At 30.9% G+C, this 21,240-nt stretch carries 25 protein-coding genes and 1 tRNA gene; 24 read left to right on the top strand and 2 right to left on the bottom strand.

All coding sequences use genetic code 11. The features are described 5' to 3' along the window. Nucleotides 1-16: 16 nt before the first annotated feature. Nucleotides 17-1,042 carry an NAD(P)H-dependent glycerol-3-phosphate dehydrogenase gene (locus C3E89_RS05075; RefSeq protein ID WP_236911392.1) on the top strand — a complete coding sequence of 342 codons (1,026 nt, stop codon included), beginning with the start codon at nt 17-19 and terminating at the stop codon, nt 1,040-1,042. A 116-nt stretch (nt 1,043-1,158) separates the two neighbouring features. Next, nucleotides 1,159-2,637 carry a stage IV sporulation protein A gene (gene spoIVA / locus C3E89_RS05070; RefSeq protein WP_236911391.1) on the top strand — a complete coding sequence of 493 codons (1,479 nt, stop codon included), beginning with the start codon at nt 1,159-1,161 and terminating at the stop codon, nt 2,635-2,637. 81 nt (nt 2,638-2,718) lie between these two features. On the opposite strand, the gene C3E89_RS05065 is transcribed toward spoIVA, so the two are convergent. Continuing rightward, a tRNA-Pro gene (locus C3E89_RS05065) sits at nt 2,719-2,795 on the bottom strand. Nucleotides 2,796-2,910: 115 nt separating this feature from the next. Here C3E89_RS05065 and C3E89_RS05060 point away from each other — a divergent pair. The 13 genes from C3E89_RS05060 to pyrR all read left to right on the top strand — a co-directional run bounded on the left by C3E89_RS05060 (nt 2,911) and on the right by pyrR (nt 11,299). Further along, nucleotides 2,911-3,285 (top strand): hypothetical protein, encoded by a 375-nt coding sequence (locus C3E89_RS05060; protein WP_236911390.1) that lies wholly within the window; start codon nt 2,911-2,913, stop codon nt 3,283-3,285. A gap of 63 nt (nt 3,286-3,348) precedes the next feature. After that, on the top strand, nt 3,349-4,641 hold the full coding sequence (locus tag C3E89_RS05055; protein WP_236911389.1) for an HlyD family efflux transporter periplasmic adaptor subunit: 1,293 nt from the start codon (nt 3,349-3,351) through the stop codon (nt 4,639-4,641). 12 nt (nt 4,642-4,653) lie between these two features. Then, nucleotides 4,654-5,349, top strand: a complete 696-nt coding sequence (locus C3E89_RS05050; protein ID WP_336512958.1) for a YggS family pyridoxal phosphate-dependent enzyme — start codon at nt 4,654-4,656, stop codon at nt 5,347-5,349. A gap of 13 nt (nt 5,350-5,362) precedes the next feature. Continuing rightward, nucleotides 5,363-5,806 (top strand): cell division protein SepF, encoded by a 444-nt coding sequence (locus C3E89_RS05045; protein WP_236911387.1) that lies wholly within the window; start codon nt 5,363-5,365, stop codon nt 5,804-5,806. 24 nt (nt 5,807-5,830) lie between these two features. Further along, nucleotides 5,831-6,100, top strand: a complete 270-nt coding sequence (locus C3E89_RS05040; protein WP_236911386.1) for a YggT family protein — start codon at nt 5,831-5,833, stop codon at nt 6,098-6,100. Nucleotides 6,101-6,119: 19 nt separating this feature from the next. Continuing rightward, entirely contained in the window at nt 6,120-6,902 is a 783-nt protein-coding gene (locus C3E89_RS05035; protein WP_236911385.1) for a YlmH family RNA-binding protein, read from the top strand. 14 nt (nt 6,903-6,916) lie between these two features. Beyond that, nucleotides 6,917-7,492 (top strand): DivIVA domain-containing protein, encoded by a 576-nt coding sequence (locus C3E89_RS05030; RefSeq protein WP_236911384.1) that lies wholly within the window; start codon nt 6,917-6,919, stop codon nt 7,490-7,492. Nucleotides 7,493-7,544: 52 nt separating this feature from the next. Continuing rightward, on the top strand, nt 7,545-8,327 hold the full coding sequence (locus C3E89_RS05025) for a bifunctional 3-deoxy-7-phosphoheptulonate synthase/chorismate mutase (protein ID WP_236911383.1): 783 nt from the start codon (nt 7,545-7,547) through the stop codon (nt 8,325-8,327). A 58-nt stretch (nt 8,328-8,385) separates the two neighbouring features. Next, a complete protein-coding gene (locus C3E89_RS13285; RefSeq protein WP_272876569.1) occupies nt 8,386-8,520 on the top strand; it encodes a hypothetical protein in 135 nt (44 codons plus the stop codon). 89 nt (nt 8,521-8,609) lie between these two features. After that, entirely contained in the window at nt 8,610-9,224 is a 615-nt protein-coding gene (locus C3E89_RS05020) for a TraR/DksA C4-type zinc finger protein (protein WP_236911382.1), read from the top strand. Nucleotides 9,225-9,367: 143 nt separating this feature from the next. After that, entirely contained in the window at nt 9,368-9,823 is a 456-nt protein-coding gene (gene lspA / locus C3E89_RS05015; protein WP_236911381.1) for a signal peptidase II, read from the top strand. Nucleotides 9,824-9,832: 9 nt separating this feature from the next. After that, nucleotides 9,833-10,750 (top strand): RluA family pseudouridine synthase, encoded by a 918-nt coding sequence (locus C3E89_RS05010; RefSeq protein WP_236911380.1) that lies wholly within the window; start codon nt 9,833-9,835, stop codon nt 10,748-10,750. Between the two features lie 9 nt (nt 10,751-10,759). Further along, nucleotides 10,760-11,299: a bifunctional pyr operon transcriptional regulator/uracil phosphoribosyltransferase PyrR gene (pyrR, locus tag C3E89_RS05005; protein ID WP_236911379.1), complete on the top strand. Its 540-nt coding sequence runs from the start codon at nt 10,760-10,762 to the stop codon at nt 11,297-11,299. A gap of 5 nt (nt 11,300-11,304) precedes the next feature. Here the strand turns inward: pyrR and C3E89_RS05000 are convergent, their stop codons facing one another. Further along, nucleotides 11,305-13,077 (bottom strand): Rqc2 family fibronectin-binding protein, encoded by a 1,773-nt coding sequence (locus C3E89_RS05000; RefSeq protein WP_236911378.1) that lies wholly within the window; start codon nt 13,075-13,077, stop codon nt 11,305-11,307. 224 nt (nt 13,078-13,301) lie between these two features. On the opposite strand from C3E89_RS05000, the gene C3E89_RS04995 reads away from it, so the two are divergent. The 9 genes from C3E89_RS04995 to C3E89_RS04955 are packed head-to-tail and all read left to right on the top strand — an operon-like array spanning nt 13,302 to nt 21,215. After that, complete coding sequence (locus C3E89_RS04995) at nt 13,302-14,183, top strand: YicC/YloC family endoribonuclease (protein ID WP_236911377.1); 882 nt, start codon at nt 13,302-13,304, stop codon at nt 14,181-14,183. A 17-nt stretch (nt 14,184-14,200) separates the two neighbouring features. Next, nucleotides 14,201-14,467 carry an extracellular matrix/biofilm regulator RemA gene (gene remA, locus C3E89_RS04990; protein ID WP_236911376.1) on the top strand — a complete coding sequence of 89 codons (267 nt, stop codon included), beginning with the start codon at nt 14,201-14,203 and terminating at the stop codon, nt 14,465-14,467. Nucleotides 14,468-14,481: 14 nt separating this feature from the next. Beyond that, nucleotides 14,482-15,084 (top strand): guanylate kinase, encoded by a 603-nt coding sequence (gene gmk / locus C3E89_RS04985; protein WP_236911375.1) that lies wholly within the window; start codon nt 14,482-14,484, stop codon nt 15,082-15,084. Between the two features lie 11 nt (nt 15,085-15,095). After that, nucleotides 15,096-15,305 carry a DNA-directed RNA polymerase subunit omega gene (rpoZ, locus tag C3E89_RS04980; protein WP_236911374.1) on the top strand — a complete coding sequence of 70 codons (210 nt, stop codon included), beginning with the start codon at nt 15,096-15,098 and terminating at the stop codon, nt 15,303-15,305. A gap of 8 nt (nt 15,306-15,313) precedes the next feature. Then, entirely contained in the window at nt 15,314-16,522 is a 1,209-nt protein-coding gene (gene coaBC, locus C3E89_RS04975) for a bifunctional phosphopantothenoylcysteine decarboxylase/phosphopantothenate--cysteine ligase CoaBC (protein WP_236911373.1), read from the top strand. Between the two features lie 53 nt (nt 16,523-16,575). Continuing rightward, complete coding sequence (gene priA / locus C3E89_RS04970) at nt 16,576-19,056, top strand: primosomal protein N' (protein WP_236911372.1); 2,481 nt, start codon at nt 16,576-16,578, stop codon at nt 19,054-19,056. A gap of 11 nt (nt 19,057-19,067) precedes the next feature. Continuing rightward, nucleotides 19,068-19,535: a peptide deformylase gene (gene def / locus C3E89_RS04965; RefSeq protein WP_236911371.1), complete on the top strand. Its 468-nt coding sequence runs from the start codon at nt 19,068-19,070 to the stop codon at nt 19,533-19,535. Nucleotides 19,536-19,549: 14 nt separating this feature from the next. Beyond that, nucleotides 19,550-20,479: a methionyl-tRNA formyltransferase gene (fmt, locus tag C3E89_RS04960; RefSeq protein WP_236911370.1), complete on the top strand. Its 930-nt coding sequence runs from the start codon at nt 19,550-19,552 to the stop codon at nt 20,477-20,479. 28 nt (nt 20,480-20,507) lie between these two features. Beyond that, nucleotides 20,508-21,215 carry a zinc metallopeptidase gene (locus C3E89_RS04955; RefSeq protein ID WP_236911369.1) on the top strand — a complete coding sequence of 236 codons (708 nt, stop codon included), beginning with the start codon at nt 20,508-20,510 and terminating at the stop codon, nt 21,213-21,215. Nucleotides 21,216-21,240: the final 25 nt, after the last annotated feature.

Here is a 21,240-nt window from a genome sequence, read left to right as displayed (position 1 = left end):
TAGGGAGGAACATAGGATGAGTAATATTGGTATAATTGGTGGAGGTAGCTGGGGTACTGCGTTGGCCATTTTACTTTCAAATAACAACCATAACGTGGACATCTGGGTTAGAGATATAAGGCAAATTGAAGAGATAAGGGAGCATAAGGAAAACAAAAAATATCTACCAGGCGTAAAAATTCCTGAAAATATTAATGTGACAGATGATATTTCAAGAGTTATTTATAATAAAGATATGATAGTATTATCTATTGCTTCCCACGGGATTAGAGATGTTTTAAACAACAATAAAAAACTATTCGATGAAGACCAGGTAATAGTAAATGTAGCCAAAGGAATAGAGAATGATACTTTACTAAGAGTTTCCCAAATAGTTAATGAAATATTACCAAATAATCCATATGCAGTATTATCAGGGCCTTCCCATGCAGAGGAAGTTGGGAGGAACATGCCTACTACTGTAGTATCTGCTTCTATAGATAAAAGAGTAGCTGAATATGTTCAAGATATATTTATGTCGCCGTTTTTTAGGGTCTATACTAATCCCGATGTAATAGGAGTAGAATTGGGAGGTTCTCTGAAAAATGTTATTGCATTAGGGGCAGGGATTTCTGATGGTTTAGGATATGGGGATAATACAAAGGCAGCCCTTATGACAAGAGGAATTATTGAAATAGCTAGATTAGGGGAAAAGATGGGAGCTAGTAGTACAACCTTTTCAGGACTGGCAGGAATAGGTGATTTAATAGTTACTTGTACTAGTATGCATAGTAGAAACAGAAGAGCTGGGATTTTGATTGGACAAGGGAAGACTATAAAAGAAGCCACAGAATCTGTAGGAATGGTAGTGGAAGGTATTAGAACTACAAGATCTACCTATGAATTAGCTAAAAAGTACCAGGTTATAATGCCTATTACAAATGAATTATATGAAGTATTGTATGAGGGAAAAGATGTAAAAAATTCGGTGGTAAATCTAATGCTAAGGGATAAAAAACATGAAATGGAAGACATAATAAAGGATAGGATAAATAATTGGTAAACCTACTATTTTCATAGTAGGTTTTTTTTAAACCCTATCATATTATAGGGTCTAGTACATATATATATAATGTTAAGTATTATTGATTTACATTAGATTGAAAAGGAGGGGGAAAAGTGGAAAGGTTTGACATATATAAGGATATTGCTGAAAGAACGGAAGGGGATATTTATGCGGGTATAGTAGGGCCTGTAAGAACGGGAAAATCCACCTTTATAAAAAGGTTTATGGAATTACTAGTATTACCTAATATTGAAAATAAGTACAAAAAGGAAAGAGCAAAGGATGAATTGCCTTTAAGTGGAGCGGGAAAAACAATTATGACTACAGAACCTAAATTTGTACCTAATGAAGCGGTAGAGTTGACTCTAAAAGACAATGTCACTTTTAAAGTACGAATGGTAGACTGTGTTGGATACTTAGTTAAAGGGGCCCTAGGTCATATTGAAAATGATGTACCGCGTATGGTTTCAACTCCTTGGTATGAAAAGGATATACCTTTTGAAGAAGCAGCTGAAATTGGAACTAGAAAAGTAATTACTGATCACTCTACTATTGGAATAGTTGTAACTACTGATGGCTCAATTACTGATATTGATAGGTCCAATTACATAAAGGCTGAAGAAAGGGTAATATTTGAACTTAAAGAACTAGAAAAACCTTTTGTAATAATACTCAATACTAAACATCCAAATTTGGACAGTACTATAGCGTTAAGAGAAAGTTTAGAAGAAAAGTACGGGGTTTCAGTTGTAACTGTAGATTGTTTGAATATGGAAATTCAAGATATTGAAAAGGTTTTTGAAACACTATTGTTTGAATTTCCAGTTAAGGAGATTACTATTAATCTGCCTGGTTGGATAGAAGGACTACCGAGAGATCATTGGATAAAGTCTGGTATATTGAATTCACTAAAGGAATCTATACAAACTTTGCAAAAATTGAATGAAGTTGACACTTCCCTAAAGGCTTTAAATGAACTAGATATAGTAAGAGATGTTAATATAAGGGAAATAAAATTAGGTGAAGGGATAGTAAATGCTGAATTAATTGTAGATGAAGCATTATTCTTCAAAGTATTAAAGGAGATGACCGGATATTCAATAGAAGGAGATTATCAAATATTAGGGCTAATAAGTAAACTAGCTCAAACTAAAAGGGAATATGATAAAATTGAAAATGCTTTAATTCAAGCAAATGAGATAGGATATGGTTTAGTTAGTCCTAGTTTAAATGAGATGGAATTAGCTGAACCAGAAATATATAGGCAGGGCAATAGATTTGGTGTAAAATTAAAAGCCAGAGCTCCTTCACTTCATTTATTGCGCTGCGATATAACTACTGAAGTATCACCGCTAATAGGTACAGAAAAACAGAGTGAAGAGCTAGTTAAGTATTTCTTAGATGAATTTGAAGAAGATCCATCAAAGATCTGGCAATCCAATTTATTTGGTAAATCATTATATGATCTAGTAAATGAACAGTTGCAAGGCAAATTAAATACTATGCCAGATGAAGCAAGAAATAAGATGAGAAGAGCGTTAGAAAGAATAATCAACGATGGCAGTAGCGGATTAATCTGCATTATTATCTAAAATTGGATTTAGGAATCTATTTTACTATGAATAATTAAAAGCAGGTAGAAAATTATAATTTTCTACCTGCTTTTAATTATCTGGTCGGGATGACTGGATTCGAACCAGCGACCCCAAGTCCCCCAGACTTGTGCCCTACCTGACTGGGCTACATCCCGAATTGCAAATAATATTATATATCATAATTGAAAATTTGTAAAGTAGGTTTCGTCTGCCAAATAGATATGGTATACTTAATATAAAATAGATTAATGTGGAGGTAGTATTAGTTTGTTGATATATATTAAAAGAATATTATTATTTTTATTAGCCCTTAATTTATTAGGGTATATATTAGTTGTATTAAGGGAGAAAATATTTTTAAAAAATAATTTGATTATAATTGATAATAAAAGTGTAACTCCTCAGCATTTAGAAAAAGCAGATATGAAAGAATTTGTATTAGATGGTGCTAGAGTGAAATCTGGTGATGAAATCAAGGTAATTACCAATGCTAAAGACAAATTTGTTGGTATTTTAATAGGTGCTATTAAAGAGGAAAGAGCAATTTTGATGGTAACCCATAATAATGAAATTAAACAATTAGATATAGATAACATTTTAAAATTTAAAGTTATAAGTAAATATGGAAGATTTTTTAATTTTTAACAAGGAATATTTCAATTCATGTAGAATTTTTATATAGTAAAGAAATTTAATAAGGGTGGTAAGATGTCCCAGGAAGAACGTAAATTAAAAAGAAGAAGGAAAAAAAGGCGTAAACTACTATTTATCAGTTTGATTTTTATATTTCTCTTATTTAGAAGTGTTCCATCTTTATTTGCTACTGCCTTTAAAACATCATTACCAGAAGAACATGTAATTGAAGAAAAAATAGAGACAGATGCTATTATAGTAAGAAAAGAAAGTCTATATAAAGCCGATGGAGAAGGAAAAGTTGAAGTATATGGAAATCAGGGAGAACGGGTAGCTGTGGGGAGGAAAATAGCTAGAATTACATTGCTCGATGATACTTCTACTTTAAGACAGGAGTTAGAAGAGATAGAGAATAAAATTGATGTATTAACTAAAACTGAAAAAGATGTTGAAAGTGTAAAAAATGATGAAGTAAAATTAGAGGAGAACATCAATATAATTATAAATGATATACAAAGGAGTATATCTCAAGGAGATTATGAACAAGCTGAAGTGTTAAAGGACAAGCTTACCTTATATGATGAAAAGCAAAGAGATATTAGTGGAGATAATACTTTAATTAATCAAAGTCTAGATAGTCTAAAGAAGAAAAAGGATAAAGTAGCTAGCCAAATTTCTAATAACGTTATTGAATATTATTCTAAGGAATCAGGAATATTGTCTTTTATAATAGATGGTTATGAAGAATTATATTCTGCAAACTCCATAGATGAATATGAGTATTCAGATTTTAAAGAAATATCAAATAAGCAAAAAATAATATCTAACAATGATAATATAAAAGCAGATGATCCTATTTTCAAAATAATGGATAATTTTGAATGGTATATGATCATAAAAATTGACAATTTAAGAGATATTTCATCTTATGAAGAAGGGGATACCATAACTTTAACTGGGGAAAAAATTGAAGGAGAACTAATAGGTCATATAAAAAGAATATCTAAAGATAAAGGTAAAGGCTTGATAGTAGCTAGTTTCAACACGGACTTTGTCAAATTTCTAGATAAGAGGCATTTAGATGTAAATATTATAAAATATAAGCGAGATGGATATAAAATTCCAAGCAAGTCAGTCGTGGATAGAGATGGTATAAAGGGAGTTTATATCAAGGAAATTAGTGGAATAGTAAGATTTAGACCTATAGAAATAATAAAAGAAGATGATGAATTTACCTATATAAGTAAGGGAGACCAAAATTATAATATTAATATAGGAGGAAGTGATAAGCCGGTAAGAACTGTAAGAAAATTTGACGAAATTCTATTGAATACTATTAGCGTAAAAGAAGGAATGATTATTAATTGACTCAAGGAGGTAATAAAAATTACTATTAAGGATAATTTACTAGATATAGAAAAAAATATAGATAATGCGTTGAAAAGATCCGGAAGAGAAGGGGATACAGTCCATATAATTGCAGTAACTAAAACTGTAGGAGTAGATAAAATTAATGAAGCATTAGAACTAGGTCTAATAAATATTGGTGAAAATAGGACTCAAGAATTAGTAGAAAAGTACTATATAATAGGTAATAAGGCTAAATATCACATGATAGGCCATCTACAGACTAATAAGGTAAGGGCTATTATCGATAAAATAGCCTTGGTACATTCCTTAGATCGTCTATCTTTAGCAAAAGAATTAAACAAAAGGGCAAAAAAACATGGTATAATAGTAGATACCCTAATTCAAGTCAATGTGGCAGAAGAGGAAAGTAAGTTTGGATTAAAGATAGAAGAAGTAATACCTTTTTTAGAAAAAATATTAAAATATGATAATCTAAGGGTAAAAGGTCTAATGACAATAGCACCTTTTGTTGAAGACTCCGAAGAAGTGCGATGGGTATTTAGGGAATTACGCAGGTTAAGTGAAGTAATAAAGGATAAAAATTATGCTAATGTGGAAATGAAATTCTTATCTATGGGGATGACCAATGATTATGAAATAGCAATTGAAGAAGGGTCAAACATGATAAGAGTAGGAACTGGTCTATTTGGCCAAAGAAAATATTGATAGGGGGGTTATTATGTCAAGTATTATGGATAAATTAAAATATTTTATTGGAATTGATGATTTAGATTTAGAAGATGAGTATGAGGAGTATGAAGAAGAACTAGATGAATTAGAAGAACTACCTGTTAATACAAGTACTAAAAGGATGAGAAATAAAGTCGTTAATATTCATACGGCAGGAAATATGAAATTAGTGGTTCATGAACCCTTAAACTATGAAGATGCACCTAAAATAGTAGATGATTTAAAAATGAGAAAAACCGTTGTTGTAAATTTAGAACAATTGGAACCAGGAATTAAGAGACAAATTTTTGATTTTATTAATGGGGGACTCTATTCCCTTGAAGGAACTATACAAAAAGTAACTACTGATATATTTGTACTTGCACCAAGCAATGTGGAAATAGACGGAAATATAAAAGATGAATTAAAAAACAAAGCGATTTTTCAATGGTAAATATAAAAAATAAGAGGTAATTAAATGATAACTTTATACAGAGCTTTGAGCATTTTATTTAATATTATTGAGGTATTAATATTAGTTAGAATTATTCTTTCATTTTTGAGAATCGGTCCTTATAATCCTATAGGTAGGATTGTTTATGAGTTAACAGAACCTATACTAGCACCAGCAAGAGAATTAATCTACAAAATAGGTATTGATACTGGTATGTTTGATTTTTCACCTATTGTAGCTGTTCTAATACTTAGACTTATATTGGGTATTATAAGGAGGGTTATCCTATTCTAGTATTTATGGTGGGAAATCGATGCTTGATAAAGAGAAACTGTTAAATCATATAACAGATGAAGACCAAATTTTAAATATGCGTAAAGTATTAGATCAGATTGAAATAGTGTTAAATAAGCATACTGTAGGGATTACAGATTTTATGGATCCTTATGAAAGAAGATTGGCTAAATCTATATTAAATAGATTTTCGGAGATTCTTTATATGGAATTAGGTGGTGTTGACAAAGGGGAAAGAAAGGTAATATCTATTTACCCTGAATACTTTCAATATCAGGATATAGCTATACCTATAGCTGCTTTAATAATAGAGGGGAATATTGCTGGATTATCTCATAAAGATTTTTTAGGAGGAATACTCAATTTAGGAATAAATAGAGAAAAAATAGGGGATATATTAATACATGAGGACAATGTTCAGGTAGTAGTAAAAAGAGAGATTTCTGATTTTATATTAATTAATTTATCAAGAGTTGGAAAAGCAAAGGTTAAAGTCAGGGAAATTCCATTGAATGAATTAAAGCCAGGTAATATAGAGTATCAAGATATATTGATAACTGTTCCTTCTCTCAGATTAGATGCATTGATTAGCGGTGCATGGAATTTATCTAGGAAGGCCAGTCAAAGATTAATCGAGTCAAAAAGGGTAAAAGCAAATTGGGAACCTATAGAAAGGGTATTTAAAGATATTGAAGAAGGAGATATTATTTCTGTCAAGGGTTATGGAAGATTTATTTTGAATTCAATAAAAGGAATCAGTAAAAAAGGAAGAGTGAGAGTGGAGCTTAGACTATTAAAATAAATGGAGTGAGTTATATGATTACGCCCCTGGACATCCAAAATAAAGAATTTAAGAAATCCTTTAGAGGATATAAGGAATCGGAAGTCGATCAATTTTTAGATGAAATAATTGAGGATTATGAGAAACTTTACAAAGAAAATATAGAGTTAAAGGATAAGATACTCATATTAACTGACCAAATAAAACAATATAATAAATTAGAAGAAACCTTAAAGGATACTCTTGTAGTTGCCCAAAGTACAGCTGATGAAGTAACTAGGACAGCTAGGGAAAAATCAGAAATTATTATAGAGGATGCAGAATTAATGGCTAAAAAGATTATTACTGCTGCCAATGAAGAAGTTAAGAATATACAAAGAGAGTACGAAGATTTAAAGAAGGAGATATTCATTTTTAGAACCCGTTATAAATCTTTTATTGAAGCACAATTAATAACTTTAGATGAATTCTATTCGAAAATAGGAATGAATGTTTCTGATAAGAATGAGGAAATGGAATTCCAAGGCTACATAGATGAGTCTGAGGATTCTGATTTAGAATCAGAAAGTGTTGTTGAAATGGATAAAGATATTGATGATTTGGGGGCTTAGCCCCCAAATTCTATTTAGTAGATAATAAGAAACTTTTGATGGAGGAGTAGGTATGACGGAAAAGGTTAAAATAGATGATGAATTATATATAGGAGGAGAAGAATTTACTATAATTGCAGGACCATGTGCAGTGGAAAGTGAAGAACAGATGGAATCCATTGGTAAGTTTCTTCATGGATTAGGAGTTAGAATAATTAGAGGTGGTGCTTTTAAACCTAGAACAAGCCCTAGAGCTTTCCAAGGCTTAGGAATCTACGGTTTAAAGATTTTACATGAAATAAAGAAAAAGTATAATTTTAGAGTTGTTTCTGAAATTATGGATCCAAGGGATATTGAAGAAGCATATGAATATATAGATATATATCAAATAGGCTCTAGGAATATGCAAAACTATTCTCTATTAAAGGAGATAGGGAAATTAGATAAACCTGTACTATTGAAGAGGGGAATGAGTGCTACTATAGATGAATGGATAAAGGCATCCCAATATATAGAAACAGAGGGTAATGATAGGATAATATTTTGTGAAAGAGGTATTAGAACCTTTGAAAGTTATACAAGAAATACTTTAGATTTAATTAGCGTTCCAATTATTAAATCTGAAACTAAATATCCTATATTAGTAGATCCAAGTCATGGTACTGGAAGGAGGGAATTAGTATTACCTGCTTCTAAAGCTGCTTTAGCCTTGGATGCTCATGGACTGATAATAGAAATTCATCCAGAACCAGAAAAAGCATTATCAGATGGAGATCAATCTCTAAATTTTTCTGGATTTGAGACCTTATTTAATGAGATTAACAATATGAAAAAGGCTTTAAAAGCTAATATGTAAATTATATCCTTTCATTCTCATAGAATATATTATAAAGATGAGAATGGAGGGAAACTTTATGACAGACTACCTTTTAGATGAATATGATGATGAATTACTGTTCTTTTTTATCCTATTAACTCATATTTGGGGAGCCAAATATAAAAAAGAGAATCTACTTTTTTTCCTTTTAATTTTGATGATGTATTCATGAAATAATCAATAATTAATATGAATGATTAGTATATATATGGGCATATTATTATCGATATGTTTATCTATATCCTATTTAGGAGGAAAGCTATGGAGAAATCAAAGAAAAATCATTTGAAAGAAAGATTGTATGAAGAAAAGGAAAAAATATTAAAGATTATAGAAAAGATGAAGAATACAGAGGAATTTGGTTCTATGGATGAGTACTATACTGAATTGTCCTTTTATGACAACCATCCTGCAGATTTAGGAACGGAAATGTTTATGATGGAGCAGGATAAAGGTCTAATAGATAAATTAAATAATACCCTAAATGAAATTGAAGAATCAATAGAAGAGTTAGAAAAGGATGCCTATGGATTATGTCAATTCTGTGGAAAAAGGATTAATGAAGAAAGGTTAATATTAATTCCTTATACCAAATTTTGTGTAGATTGTGCTAATGAAAAGATACCTTTGGAGCAAAAGCGGCAATTTAGGCCTGAAGAGGAAGATAGTATTAGCCCTTTTAGTAAAAGCTATGATGAAGGAAATGCCTTTGATAGGGAAGATAGTTACCAAGAAGTAGCTAGATATAATAAAATAGACAATGATCCTTCTTTTTCTACGGGAGACGATATGGGAGTATACGATGAAGAAAATAGTGGGGTAGTTGAAAATGTGGAAAAGATATCTCAAGAATATTATGATGAAACAAATGAATAAGGAAATTATATAAGAAAGGCTTTCACGAAACATTTTCAATGAAAGTCTTTCTTTTTAAATTAATAAAGTCTAAACCTATATTGTAATTAACTTGATTATGTTTTAAAATAATATATATCGAATAATTTAAGGAGGAAAGCATCTTGTTGTATTTTTTAGGGGTATTAATTATAGTATTAGATCAAGTTAGTAAGTTTGCAGCTGTAAAATATTTGAAAGGAAGGAGTCCATACATAATAGTAGAAAATTTTTTTCAGCTATGTTATGTGGAGAATTTAGGGGCAGCTTTTGGTATACTACAGAATAAAAAGGTCTTTTTTATTTTTGTTACATCTATAGTTGCTATTTCCATAATTTTCTTCCTTGCTAAAAATTCTAATAATATAAGTCAATTATTAAAGATAGGATTGGTTATGTTGTTGGGGGGGGCAATTGGAAATTTAATTGATAGGGTTAGATTTGGTTATGTAGTTGATTTTATTAGCTTTAAATTTGGTAAGGGATATGATTTTCCAGTTTTTAATGTGGCAGATATATTTATTGTAAGTGGCACCATATTAGTAATGGCGCTAGTTTTATTGAATAAATACGAGAGCTGAGGGAATAAAATGGATTTAATTAAATTTCATGTAGATGGAACAGAGGATGAAAGGCTAGACTCCTATTTAGCTAGTAGGATTGAAAATCTGTCTAGAAACTATATACAAGGATTGATAAAAGAAGGATTAGTTCTTGTTAATGATCAGGGATGTAAAGCAAGATATAGGGTAAAAAAAGGAGATTATATCCAGTTAAAATTGCCTATTGAGAAACATGAAGATCCAATTGCTGAAAATTTACCTCTAGATATCATATATGAAGATGAATATATTGCAATAGTAAATAAGCCTATAGGCATGGTAGTTCATCCTGCCCCAGGAAACCCTTCTGGTACATTGGTAAATGCTCTTCTATACCATATGGATAGTTTATATTATGGTAGTGATATTTTAAGGCCTGGAATAGTACATAGATTGGATAAAGATACATCAGGTCTTCTGGTAGTTGCAAAAAATGAAGATGCCTATAAATCATTAATCCAGCAATTGAAAAACAGGAGTGTAAAAAGGATATATATGACCTTAGTTCATGGGGATCTAGACCTAGATGAAGGTACTATTAATGCACCTATAGGTAGACATCCAGTAGACAGAAAGAGGATGGCTGTAAGAAATGAAACTGGTAAAGAGGCTATAACCCACTTTAAAGTTTTAGAAAGATTTAAGCAATTTAATTTATTAGAAGTTTCTTTAGTTACTGGCAGGACTCATCAAATTAGAGTTCATATGGCATATATCAACCATCCAATTGTTGGTGATTGTATCTATAGCAAAAGGAAAAATGAGTTTGGTTTAAAATCTCAATTATTACATGCGAAGAAATTAGGAATTGTACATCCTAAAACTGGTAAATATATGGAGTGTGAATCCGAATTACCTTTGAAATTTAAGGAGGTTCTAGAATTATTAAGGAAAAGGAATAGGTAGGTGATAGTTTTGGAAATAAAGGCTGTAATATTAGATGAAAAAGCTATTCAAAGGGCTACCACCAGAATAGCTAATGAGATTATCGAGCGAAACAAGGGTATAGAAGATGTTATTTTAGTTGGAATTAAAACTCGTGGAGTTCCTTTTGCTGAAAGGTTGGCTAAAAAGGTTGAGGAAATAGAGGGGGAAAAAGTAGAAGTTTTGACTTTAGATATTACATTATATAGGGATGATTTGACAGAAATATATAAAGAACCATTGGTGAAAAATAAAATAATCGATTATAATATTAATGATAAAATAATCGTTCTAGTAGATGATGTAATATTTACAGGTAGAACCGTTAGGGCCGCTCTTGATGCTTTAGTAGACATAGGTAGACCTAGAAAGGTTCAACTGGCTGTTTTGGTTGATCGAGGTCATAGAGAATTGCCCATAAGGGCAGATTATGTTGGAAAGAATCTTCCAACTTCTAGAAGCGAAGTAGTAAGCGTCTGTTTTAATGAGATAGATGGATTAGATAGAGTAGTAATAAAATCAAAAAGATAGAAGATCTAAGAATCTTCTATCTTTTTCATATTTTCAATCTTTACTATATCTGGGGTAACAAAAACTGTATTAAAGTTTTCATATATTACCATACCAGTTTTTGCATTTTTAGGTTTCTTTACATTCTTCTTTTCGGTATAATCAACGGCCACATTAGTTGAGTTTTTTGCCTTACTATAATAGGCAGCTAACATAGCTGCTTCTTCTAAAGTTTTTTCAGGTACCCTTTGATTATTAGTTTTAATGATGACGTGGCTACCAGGCATTTTTTGCACATGAAGCCATAGATCTTCCTTATGGGCGGTTTTTAAAGTCAGATAATCGTTTTGTTTATTGTTTTTACCTACAAAGATATGGAAACCATATGAAGATAGATAATGATGAGGTTTAGAAAAAGCTACTTTTTTCTTCCTTCTATTTAAATTACCTTTTAAATATCCTTCTTTTATTAGTTCTTCCTTTATTTCATCTATCTCTATAACTTCTGTACAATTATCTATACTATTTAATACATTTTCCAAATAGTCTATTTCTTCCTCTGTTTCTGGTATCTGTTGTAATAATAGTTGGTTAGCTTTTTTTAGTTTTGAATATCTTTTGTAATATCTTTGTGCATTTTCAGCAGGTGAGTATCTTTTGTCCAAAGGTACTATTATTTTTTCCATATTTTCTGAATAGAAGTTTTCTAACTCTACCTTATCAGAGCCTTTATTGATCCTATAAAGATTGGCAGATATTAGATCTGCATATATTTTATACTTTTCTCTGTTTTTACTGTCTTCTAATTCTTGTTTTTGTTTTGCCAATTTATTTAAAGATCGTTCTAACTTAGTCAGTACCGATTTTTTTAAAGATTGGGATTTTTGATTTACTCTATCTAGGGTATCATTTTTTATATAATATTCATCTAAAACACTACTAATGGAATCTAGACATAGCTTATTTTTACCATATTGGTCTATATCCAATCCATAGAAGGCTACATAATTTTTTCCATAATTTTTTTTGATTAAGATTGGTTTAAAATCCTTTTCTTTTATCTTATTGATTACAATCATAAAAGTATTAAAAATTAATTTTCTTTCCTTCATATCCAAGCTGACCAACGGCCTATCTATATCAATATTAGATTGGAAACATATTTCTTTGCTAATTAAAGGACCTAGGCCAATATAATTAGTATAGAAAAATTTGTAAATCGGCTTATTACCTTTGTCCTCATCCATTAATTGGTAATAATTGTTTTCAGTCAATTCTAGAGGGTTTAGCTTATGATCTTGTCGAGGGAAAAGATATTTTATACCTGGCAAGACCTGTCTTATTCTACTCATATCAGAAGTAACCCTTTTTATTGCATCAATGATTTTCTGCGAAGTTTTATCTATTAGGATAATATTGCTATATTTCCCCATGATTTCAACTATAATCCTTTTTTCTGTAGGATTACCTAGTTCATCTAAGGAAGAAATATCAATAAAAATGATTCTATCCATTTGAAATTGTTCAATATTTAAAATTATTCCTCCAGTAAGATGTTTTCTTAACAACATACAGAACATGGGAGGAGAGGATGGGTTTGATTTACCATACTTTGTAAGATGGATCCTTGGATTATTGCTACTAGCTGATATTAATAATTTTCTATTTTTTCCTTTATTATATATATTGATCAATATTTCATCTTTTTCATGCTGATAAATTTTATCAACTCTTCCACCTAAAATGGTATTATTTAATTCTGTAACAATGGCTCTTGTAACTATTCCATCTAAAGACATATAAATTCCTCCCCAAATTAATAATAATATAATTATACCATTTAACTATATATAAATAAACAGAGGGTTATATATAGAAGAATATTAAAAAATTGTAACAAACTATGGATTCTTACATCCTTAAGCATTATAATTTTCATTCAGATAATAATTATTTTATTAATTCCATTGACAATAATACATAAGTTGATATTATAATTCATGAAGGAGAGAGGATGAATTAAATGATAAAGAGTATGACTGGATTTGGTAGAGGAGAAAGTACCGATGGAATACATAATTTCAATATAGAAATTAAGACTGTAAACCATAGATATAATGATATGGTGTTGAAGATTCCGAAACACCTAAGTTATCTAGAAGAGAAAATAAAAAGAAGGATTAAGAATAGAATTAGTAGAGGAAGGGTAGAAGTATATATAAACTTGGAGTATATTAGCGAATCAGCTATGGAAGTCAAGGTTGATATTCCGTTGGCTAAGGCTTATAAATCTGGTTTAGAGCTTATATTAGAAGAATTAAATTTAAAAGATGAAATAAAATTATCCCATATAATGTCTTTATCTGAGATAATAAAAACAGAGAGGAAAGAGTTAGACGAGGATATTACTTGGGATTGTTTAAAAACTGCATTAGACAAAGCGTTAGAAAAAGTTATTGATATGAGAGAAAAAGAGGGAGTTATCCTTAAAAGAGATATGGAATATCAAGTAGAAAAGATTAAAAAAATGGTAAAGGAAATAGAAAAAAGATCACCTTTAGTAGTAGAAGAATATAAAGAAAAGTTGAAGGAGAGAATTAGAGAGCTATTAGATGATGAGTATAATTTAGATGAAGAAAGATTGAATAATGAAATTGCTTTTTTTGCTGATAAATCCGATATAAATGAAGAAATAGTTAGACTTAATAGTCATATTAACCAATTTTTGCAGACTTTAGAAAGTGGGGAATCCATAGGAAGAAAATTGGATTTTATTATCCAAGAAATGAATAGAGAAATTAACACTATTGGTTCAAAGGCTAGTGATTTGGTTATAGGTAATTATGTAATAGATGTAAAAAGTGAATTAGAAAAAATGAGGGAGCAAGCTCAAAATGTAGAATGATACAAGGAGGTAGAATTATGAGTATTAAATTAATTAATATTGGTTTTGGCAATATTGTATCCGCTAATAGGATTATTGCTATAGTTAGCCCAGAATCAGCACCTATAAAAAGGATGATACAAGAGGCAAGGGATGAAGGAATATTAATTGATGCCACCTATGGTCGGAGGACAAGGGCAGTAATTATAACAGATAGTGATCATATTATTCTATCGGCTGTCCAGCCAGAGACTGTTGCTCAGAGGCTGAACAATAAATCCAATGAAAAAATAGATTTAGGTTAGGAAGTGGTGTATAAATGTCAAAGGGTTTTCTATTAGTAATATCCGGGCCTTCTGGCTGTGGTAAAGGAACTATATGTAAGAAGATATTAGAAAGGAATGAAAAACTTGTTTTTTCTGTATCAGCCACTACTAGAGCGCCTAGAAGGGGAGAAATAGATGGAGTAAATTATTTTTTTATAGATGAAGAAAAATTTAGTAAAATGGTGGAAAATGATGAGTTTTTAGAATACGCCAATGTACATGGTAATCTATATGGTACTCCCAAAAATTTTGTTTTAGAACAGATTGAAAGGGGAGAAATAGTTATATTGGAAATAGATGTACAAGGAGCTTTACAAGTTAAAGAGTCCTATCCAGAAGGAGTATTTATATTTTTGCTTCCGCCTTCAATGAGTGAATTAAAGAACAGAATTAAGAAAAGAGGAACGGAGACAGATAAAGATATTGATATTAGACTTAAAAATGCTTTTGAAGAATTAAAATTTATTGATGAATATGATTACATTGTAATTAATGATGAAGTAATGGAAGCAGTAGAAAAAACTGAAACCATAATTGGTGCAGAAAAGTTAAAAGTTAAAAGATTAAAAAATATTATAGAAAAAATTATTGATTAAGGAGGCTTGTAATGTATAACCCATCAATAAATGAATTATCAAATATTGCTGATAGTAGATATACCTTGGTCATGTTAGCAGCTAAAAGATCAAGACAGTTAGTAGATGGTGCTAGACCACTAATTGAAACATCCTCAACAAAACCTGTAAGTATTGCTATTGAGGAAATAATCGAAAGAAAGATTAAATACACAAGACCTGAAATTAAGGGGATTAAGTAGGTGAAAGGATGCTTAAAGATAAAAACATTATAGTTGGAGTAACAGCTGGTATTGCTGCCTATAAAGTAGTAGATGTAGTAAGTAAATTGAAAAAGCAAGATGCTAATGTGGAAGTTATTATGACTGAAAATGCTACAAAATTTGTTTCACCTTTGACCTTTCAAACTCTAGCATTAAATCCAGTTTATGTAGATATGTTTAAAGAACCAAGAAATTATGATGTTGAACATATTTCTTTAGCGGAAAAGGCAGATGCTTTTTTAATTGCACCAGCGACCGCAAATATTATTGGAAAGATTGCCAATGGTATTGCTGATGATTTGCTAACTACAACTATTATGGCCACAAAGTCAAAAGTTGTATTTGCTCCAGCTATGAATACTAATATGTATTTGAACCCAATTGTTCAAAAAAATATGGATTATCTAAGAAGTTTAGGCTATGAGTTTATTAAACCAGGGATAGGCATGTTAGCGTGCCAAACTTATGGTCCTGGAAGAATGGCTGAGCCAATTGATATTGTTGAGTATCTTGTAAATAGTTTTTATGATAAGGATTTAATAGGACAGAAAATTGTGGTTACAGCTGGTCCGACAATAGAACCTTTAGATCCAGTAAGGTATGTTACTAATCATTCAAGTGGGAAAATGGGATATAAAATAGCAGAAGAGGCTAGGAATAGGGGGGCAGAAGTTATATTGATAACTGGGCCCACAACCTTAAAACCACCTATGGGAGTAGAAGTTATCAGAGTAGATACGACAAGGGAGATGTTTAATGCTGTAGAAGAGCAATTCCATCAGTGTCAGGTTTTAATAAAAGCGGCTGCACCTTTAGATTATAGGCCTGAAGTTGTAAGTGATATTAAGATAAAGAAAAAAGAAGGAGAAAAAGATGAGCTAAATATCAAGTATATTAGAAACCCAGATATTGCTGCCCATTTTGGAAAAATGAAAAAAAACCAAATAGTAGTTGGATTTGCAGCAGAAACCAATGACCTTATTGAGCATGCTAAGGATAAATTAATTAGAAAGAATTTGGATTTTATCGTAGCTAACGATATTTCCAAAGATGGGGCTGGTTTTAAAACTGATACTAATTTGGTTACCATTATAGATAAGAATGGCTTAGTTACAGATTATCCTATTTTAGACAAAAGGCAAGTTGCAAAAATAATAATTGATAAAGTTAAAGATTTAATAAACACTAGAAGCTAGATTAGGATCAATATCTAGCTTTTAATATTTAATCAATATGAGGGAATGATTTTATGGGTAATAAATATGCACAAGTGATTATAGATAATAAAGCTTCAAGTACTGACAAGCCGTATACATATTTAATTGATTCAGATATGGTGGATTTAATAGAGGTAGGTATGAGGGTATTAATACCCTTTGGTATAGGGAATAGAGTCATTAAGGGTATTGTCATAAAAATCCAGGACAATTATGAAAAAAAATACAAATTAAAAAAGATTATAGATATTATTGACGATAAACCCCTTATATCTAAAGAATTGATAGATTTAAGCTTATGGATGTCTAAGAAATATCTATCTCCTTATATTGATGCCTTTCAAACAGTTCTTCCTCCTGGAGATTTTAAAGAGGTTAAAACCAATATTACTTTAAAAAATATAAGCCTTAGAACCTATAAGGATTTAAACCAGTTGGAAAGATATATTATTGACCTAATAAAAGATGAAAATGGTAAAATGGAACTGGAGATATTGAAAGGTTTGGTTAAAAATAAAATTTTTAATAAGGCCATTAAGGAATTAGAGAAGAAAGGGATAATTGAAACTTCGTTGGAGGTTCAAACCACAATTGAAAAAAAGTACGAAAAATATGCCTTTATTAAAGATAGATCTATTTCTTTTGATGAAATATTAAATATAATTGGGAAAAGAAGCTATAAGCAACAGGCAATTGCTAAATTTTTATGGGTTAGAGATGAAGTTTCTATAAAGGAATTGATGACTAAAACTAATAGCTCCCTTTCTACTATAAAAGCCTTAGAGAATAAAGGTGTAATAAAAATTTTTAATAAAGAGATTTATAGAACTCCCATTAAAAAGGATATAGAGCCTTATAGGAAACATGAGTTATCCTTGGAACAGAAATATTGTGTGGAGACTATACTAGGAAATATTGGTAATAATAAAGGGATGAACAAATTTCTAATCCATGGTGTTACAGGAAGTGGCAAGACAGAAATATATCTCCAACTAGTGGAGGAGATGATTAATAAAGACAAAGAAACTATAGTTCTTGTACCAGAAATTGCTTTAACTCCTCAAACTATTAATAGGTTTGTTGGAAGGTTTGGAGATAATGTGGCAGTGCTCCATAGCAAATTGTCCTTTGGTGAAAGGTTTGATCAGTGGAGGAAGATAAAAGAAGGAAGGGTAAAGATCGTCGTAGGAGCTCGTTCGGCTGTTTTTGCACCTTTTCAAAATTTAGGACTTATAATAATTGATGAGGAACATGAATCTACTTATAAATCTAGTATGAATCCTAAATATGATGCCCTTGAAGTAGCTGAGAAAAGATGTGAACAGGTAGATGCATTTCTAGTTAAGGGTTCAGCTACTCCATCTATCGAATCTTATTATAGGAGTAAAAAAGGAGAAATAAAATTATTAAATTTGAAGAAAAGGGTAAAAGATAAAGCACTTCCTCATGTTAGAATAGTGGATATGAGAGAAGAACTTAACTCAGGAAACAAATCCATATTTAGCAGATCTTTATATAACGCAATTGATGAAAATCTAAAAGCAGGAAAACAAACTATACTATTTTTAAATAGAAGAGGACACTCAACTTTCGTCTCTTGTAGGCAATGTGGATATGTAGTAAAATGTAATAAATGTAGTATAACTATGACTTACCATCTAAAAGATAATAAATTAAAATGTCATTATTGTGGTTTAGCTACTAACCCGCCTAAAACATGTCCAGTTTGCGGGAGTAAATATATTAAATATTTTGGAATAGGAACTGAAAAAGTAGAAGAATTTACAAAAAAAGTTTTTCCTAAAGCAATAGTTAAAAGAATGGATATGGATACTACTAGTAGAAAAGGTAGCCATGAATTAATTTTAAATAATATGAGGGAAGAAAAGATTGATATATTAATAGGTACCCAAATGGTAGCAAAAGGGTTGGATTTTAAAAATGTTACCTTAGTTGGAATAATTGCTGCTGATACTAGTCTAAACCTTCCTGATTTTAGATCACCTGAAAGAACTTTTCAACTTATTACTCAGGTGGCAGGGAGGGCTGGAAGAGGTGATTTTGAAGGTAAGGTGATAGTCCAAACTTATAATCCCGATCATTACAGCATTCAGTATGCCAAAGATCATGATTATTTGTCTTTTTATAATGAGGAAATACTTTTAAGAAAGGAATTTAACTATCCTCCTTTTATTAACCTAATATCTATAGTAGCATATGGGGAAGATAATGAACATATTAGCCTAGTAGCTCAAGAAGTTTATAGGCTTTTGATAAATACACTGAAAGGTAATGGACTCAACGGATTAATGGGAAATATTATAGGCCCTTTTCCAGCACCTTTGGAAAAGATAAAGAATAATTATAGATATCAAATAATTATTAAGTCAAGGGATGAAGATTTAGAGCAGTTAAAAGAGATTATAGAATGGGTATGTATATTAAATAGATATAAAATTAACTTAACGGGAGTTAAATTCAATATAGATATTAACCCTAATTCAATATTATAGGAGGAATAAATATGGCAATTAGACAGATTAGATATGTAGGAGATCCAATTTTACGAAAGAAATCTAGAGAAGTAACTGAAGTAAGTGAAAGAATAAGAACCCTAATAGAAGATATGGTAGATACTATGTATGAAAATAAAGGGGTTGGATTGGCTGCTCCTCAGGTAGGAGTTTTGAGAAGAGTTGTGGTCATAGATATAGGTGATGGCCCAATAAAGCTAATTAACCCTGAGATAATAGAAACTGAAGGAGAATATATAGACATAGAAGGCTGTTTAAGCGTACCCAATAGAGCTGGAACAGTTAAAAGGCCTGAAAGGGTTAAAGTTAAATATTTAGACGAAACAGGTGAAGAAAAAACCATTGAGGGCACAGGGTTGTTGGCAAAGGCCCTTTGCCATGAAATAGATCATTTAAATGGAATACTATTTATTGATAAGATTATTGAAGAAATAGTACCTGAAGATGATCAAGAATAGGACGGAGTGATAGTATGAAAATCGTATTTATGGGCACACCCAGCTTTGCAGTCCCGTCTTTAGAAGCCTTAAGCAAGAATGGATATAATATTTCTATGGTAATCACTCAAAAAGATAAGCCAAGAGGAAGAGGGAAAAAGTTGCTTCCGACACCAGTGAAAGAAAAGGCTTTAGAATTAGGATTAGAGGTTTATCAACCAGATTCTATAAATTCAATAGAGTCTATAAACAAACTAAGAGATATTTCACCAGACTGTATTATTGTAGTGGCTTATGGTCAAATATTGAAAGAAGAAATATTGAATTTGCCTAAATTTGGATGTTTGAATATACATGCATCTCTTTTGCCTAAGTATAGAGGGGCAGCTCCTATTAATTGGGCTATAATAAATGGAGAGAAGGAGACAGGAATAACCATAATGAAAATGGATGAAGGTTTAGATACAGGAGATATGCTTAAATCTGAACTCATACCAATTAGGGCTGATGATGATTCGAAATCAATCCATGATAAATTATCTCAATTGGGTGGTAGATTGATAGTTGAAACATTAAAGGATATAGAAAAGGGTAACATAACTAGTATATCACAATCTGATGAATTATCTACTTATGCACCAAAGATATCTAAGGAAACTGGAAAAATAGATTGGAATAAGAATGGAGATAATATCGTAAACTTAGTAAGAGGCCTTAAACCTTGGCCTTCTGCTTATATGGTTTATAAAGGGGAAAAAGTTAAAATTCATAGAGCTAGGGTTGTAGAAAAATTTACTCAGGATGATAATGGGATAATTGTAAAAGTATCGGATGATGGAATATATGTAAATTGTTCTGATTCTTGCGTTGTTATAGAAGAGTTACAATTCCCTGGGAAGAAAAAACTTAGTGTGCATGAATATTTAAGAGGAAATGATTTGGATTCAGATGTAAGATTAGGCTAGTATAGATTTGATTACAGGAGGGGATATTATGTATGGAGGATATTATGGTGGATACTATGGCGGAATTGGAGGTTCTTGGTTTTTACTTTTAATGCCAGCTTTGCTATTTGCTATGTATGCTCAATTAAAAGTTTCTTCTTCTTTTAATAAGTATTTAAGGGTACAGAGCCGTTCTGGTTATACTGGATATGAAGTTGCAAGAATGATACTTGATAGGAATGGACTGCAGGAAGTTAGGGTAGAACCTATAGGAGGGAATCTAACAGATCATTATGATCCTAGAACAAAAGTTATCAGGTTATCGAATAATGTTTATAATGGCAGGTCTGTTGCTGCAGTTTCTGTAGCTGCCCATGAAGTAGGCCATGCAATTCAACATGGTGAAGGATATTTTCCACTTATTTTAAGAAATAATATAGCACCTATTGCAAGTATCGGCTCTCGATTTGTTTGGATTTTAATATTGCTGGGTTTTGTAATAAGTCCTGTTTTAATAGAAGTGGGAATATTACTCTATGTGGCAGTAGTTTTGTTTCAAGTTATTACGTTGCCAGTAGAATTTAATGCTAGTAGAAGAGCCTTATATCAATTGGAAAATGGTATCGTTTATAGAGATGAAATAGATTCTTCCAAAAAAGTTTTAAGTGCCGCTGCTTTAACCTATGTTGCAGCTACTTTAGTTGCTTTGGCTCAATTATTAAGGCTCCTATCTATATTTGGTAGAAGAAGAGATTAGCTTGAAATTTAATATTGAACACTTT

The sequence above is a fragment of the Clostridium sp. Cult1 genome (assembly GCF_021655095.1).
Taxonomy (GTDB): domain Bacteria; phylum Bacillota; class Clostridia; order Tissierellales; family Tepidimicrobiaceae; genus Schnuerera.
The sequence above is the reverse complement of the archived record's forward strand: the minus strand, read 5'-3'. Positions and strand labels throughout refer to the sequence as shown.

Excerpts from the sequence above, each read along its gene's own strand:
- C3E89_RS05075 (WP_236911392.1), top strand. The coding sequence starts at position 17 with ATGAGTAATATTGGTATAATTGGTGGAGGTAGCTGGGGTACTGCGTTG.
- C3E89_RS05030 (WP_236911384.1), top strand. The coding sequence starts at position 6,917 with ATGATTACGCCCCTGGACATCCAAAATAAAGAATTTAAGAAATCCTTT.
- C3E89_RS05010 (WP_236911380.1), top strand. The coding sequence starts at position 9,833 with ATGGATTTAATTAAATTTCATGTAGATGGAACAGAGGATGAAAGGCTA.
- remA (WP_236911376.1), top strand. The coding sequence starts at position 14,201 with ATGAGTATTAAATTAATTAATATTGGTTTTGGCAATATTGTATCCGCT.
- def (WP_236911371.1), top strand. The coding sequence starts at position 19,068 with ATGGCAATTAGACAGATTAGATATGTAGGAGATCCAATTTTACGAAAG.
- C3E89_RS04995 (WP_236911377.1), top strand. The coding sequence starts at position 13,302 with ATGATAAAGAGTATGACTGGATTTGGTAGAGGAGAAAGTACCGATGGA.
- C3E89_RS05035 (WP_236911385.1), top strand. The coding sequence starts at position 6,120 with ATGCTTGATAAAGAGAAACTGTTAAATCATATAACAGATGAAGACCAA.
- priA (WP_236911372.1), top strand. The coding sequence starts at position 16,576 with ATGGGTAATAAATATGCACAAGTGATTATAGATAATAAAGCTTCAAGT.
- C3E89_RS04955 (WP_236911369.1), top strand. The coding sequence starts at position 20,508 with ATGTATGGAGGATATTATGGTGGATACTATGGCGGAATTGGAGGTTCT.
- fmt (WP_236911370.1), top strand. The coding sequence starts at position 19,550 with ATGAAAATCGTATTTATGGGCACACCCAGCTTTGCAGTCCCGTCTTTA.
- C3E89_RS05000 (WP_236911378.1), bottom strand. The coding sequence starts at position 13,077 with ATGTCTTTAGATGGAATAGTTACAAGAGCCATTGTTACAGAATTAAAT.
- C3E89_RS05025 (WP_236911383.1), top strand. The coding sequence starts at position 7,545 with ATGACGGAAAAGGTTAAAATAGATGATGAATTATATATAGGAGGAGAA.
- C3E89_RS05055 (WP_236911389.1), top strand. The coding sequence starts at position 3,349 with ATGTCCCAGGAAGAACGTAAATTAAAAAGAAGAAGGAAAAAAAGGCGT.
- C3E89_RS05020 (WP_236911382.1), top strand. The coding sequence starts at position 8,610 with ATGGAGAAATCAAAGAAAAATCATTTGAAAGAAAGATTGTATGAAGAA.
- coaBC (WP_236911373.1), top strand. The coding sequence starts at position 15,314 with ATGCTTAAAGATAAAAACATTATAGTTGGAGTAACAGCTGGTATTGCT.
- rpoZ (WP_236911374.1), top strand. The coding sequence starts at position 15,096 with ATGTATAACCCATCAATAAATGAATTATCAAATATTGCTGATAGTAGA.
- C3E89_RS05045 (WP_236911387.1), top strand. The coding sequence starts at position 5,363 with ATGTCAAGTATTATGGATAAATTAAAATATTTTATTGGAATTGATGAT.
- C3E89_RS13285 (WP_272876569.1), top strand. The coding sequence starts at position 8,386 with ATGACAGACTACCTTTTAGATGAATATGATGATGAATTACTGTTCTTT.
- C3E89_RS05040 (WP_236911386.1), top strand. The coding sequence starts at position 5,831 with ATGATAACTTTATACAGAGCTTTGAGCATTTTATTTAATATTATTGAG.
- gmk (WP_236911375.1), top strand. The coding sequence starts at position 14,482 with ATGTCAAAGGGTTTTCTATTAGTAATATCCGGGCCTTCTGGCTGTGGT.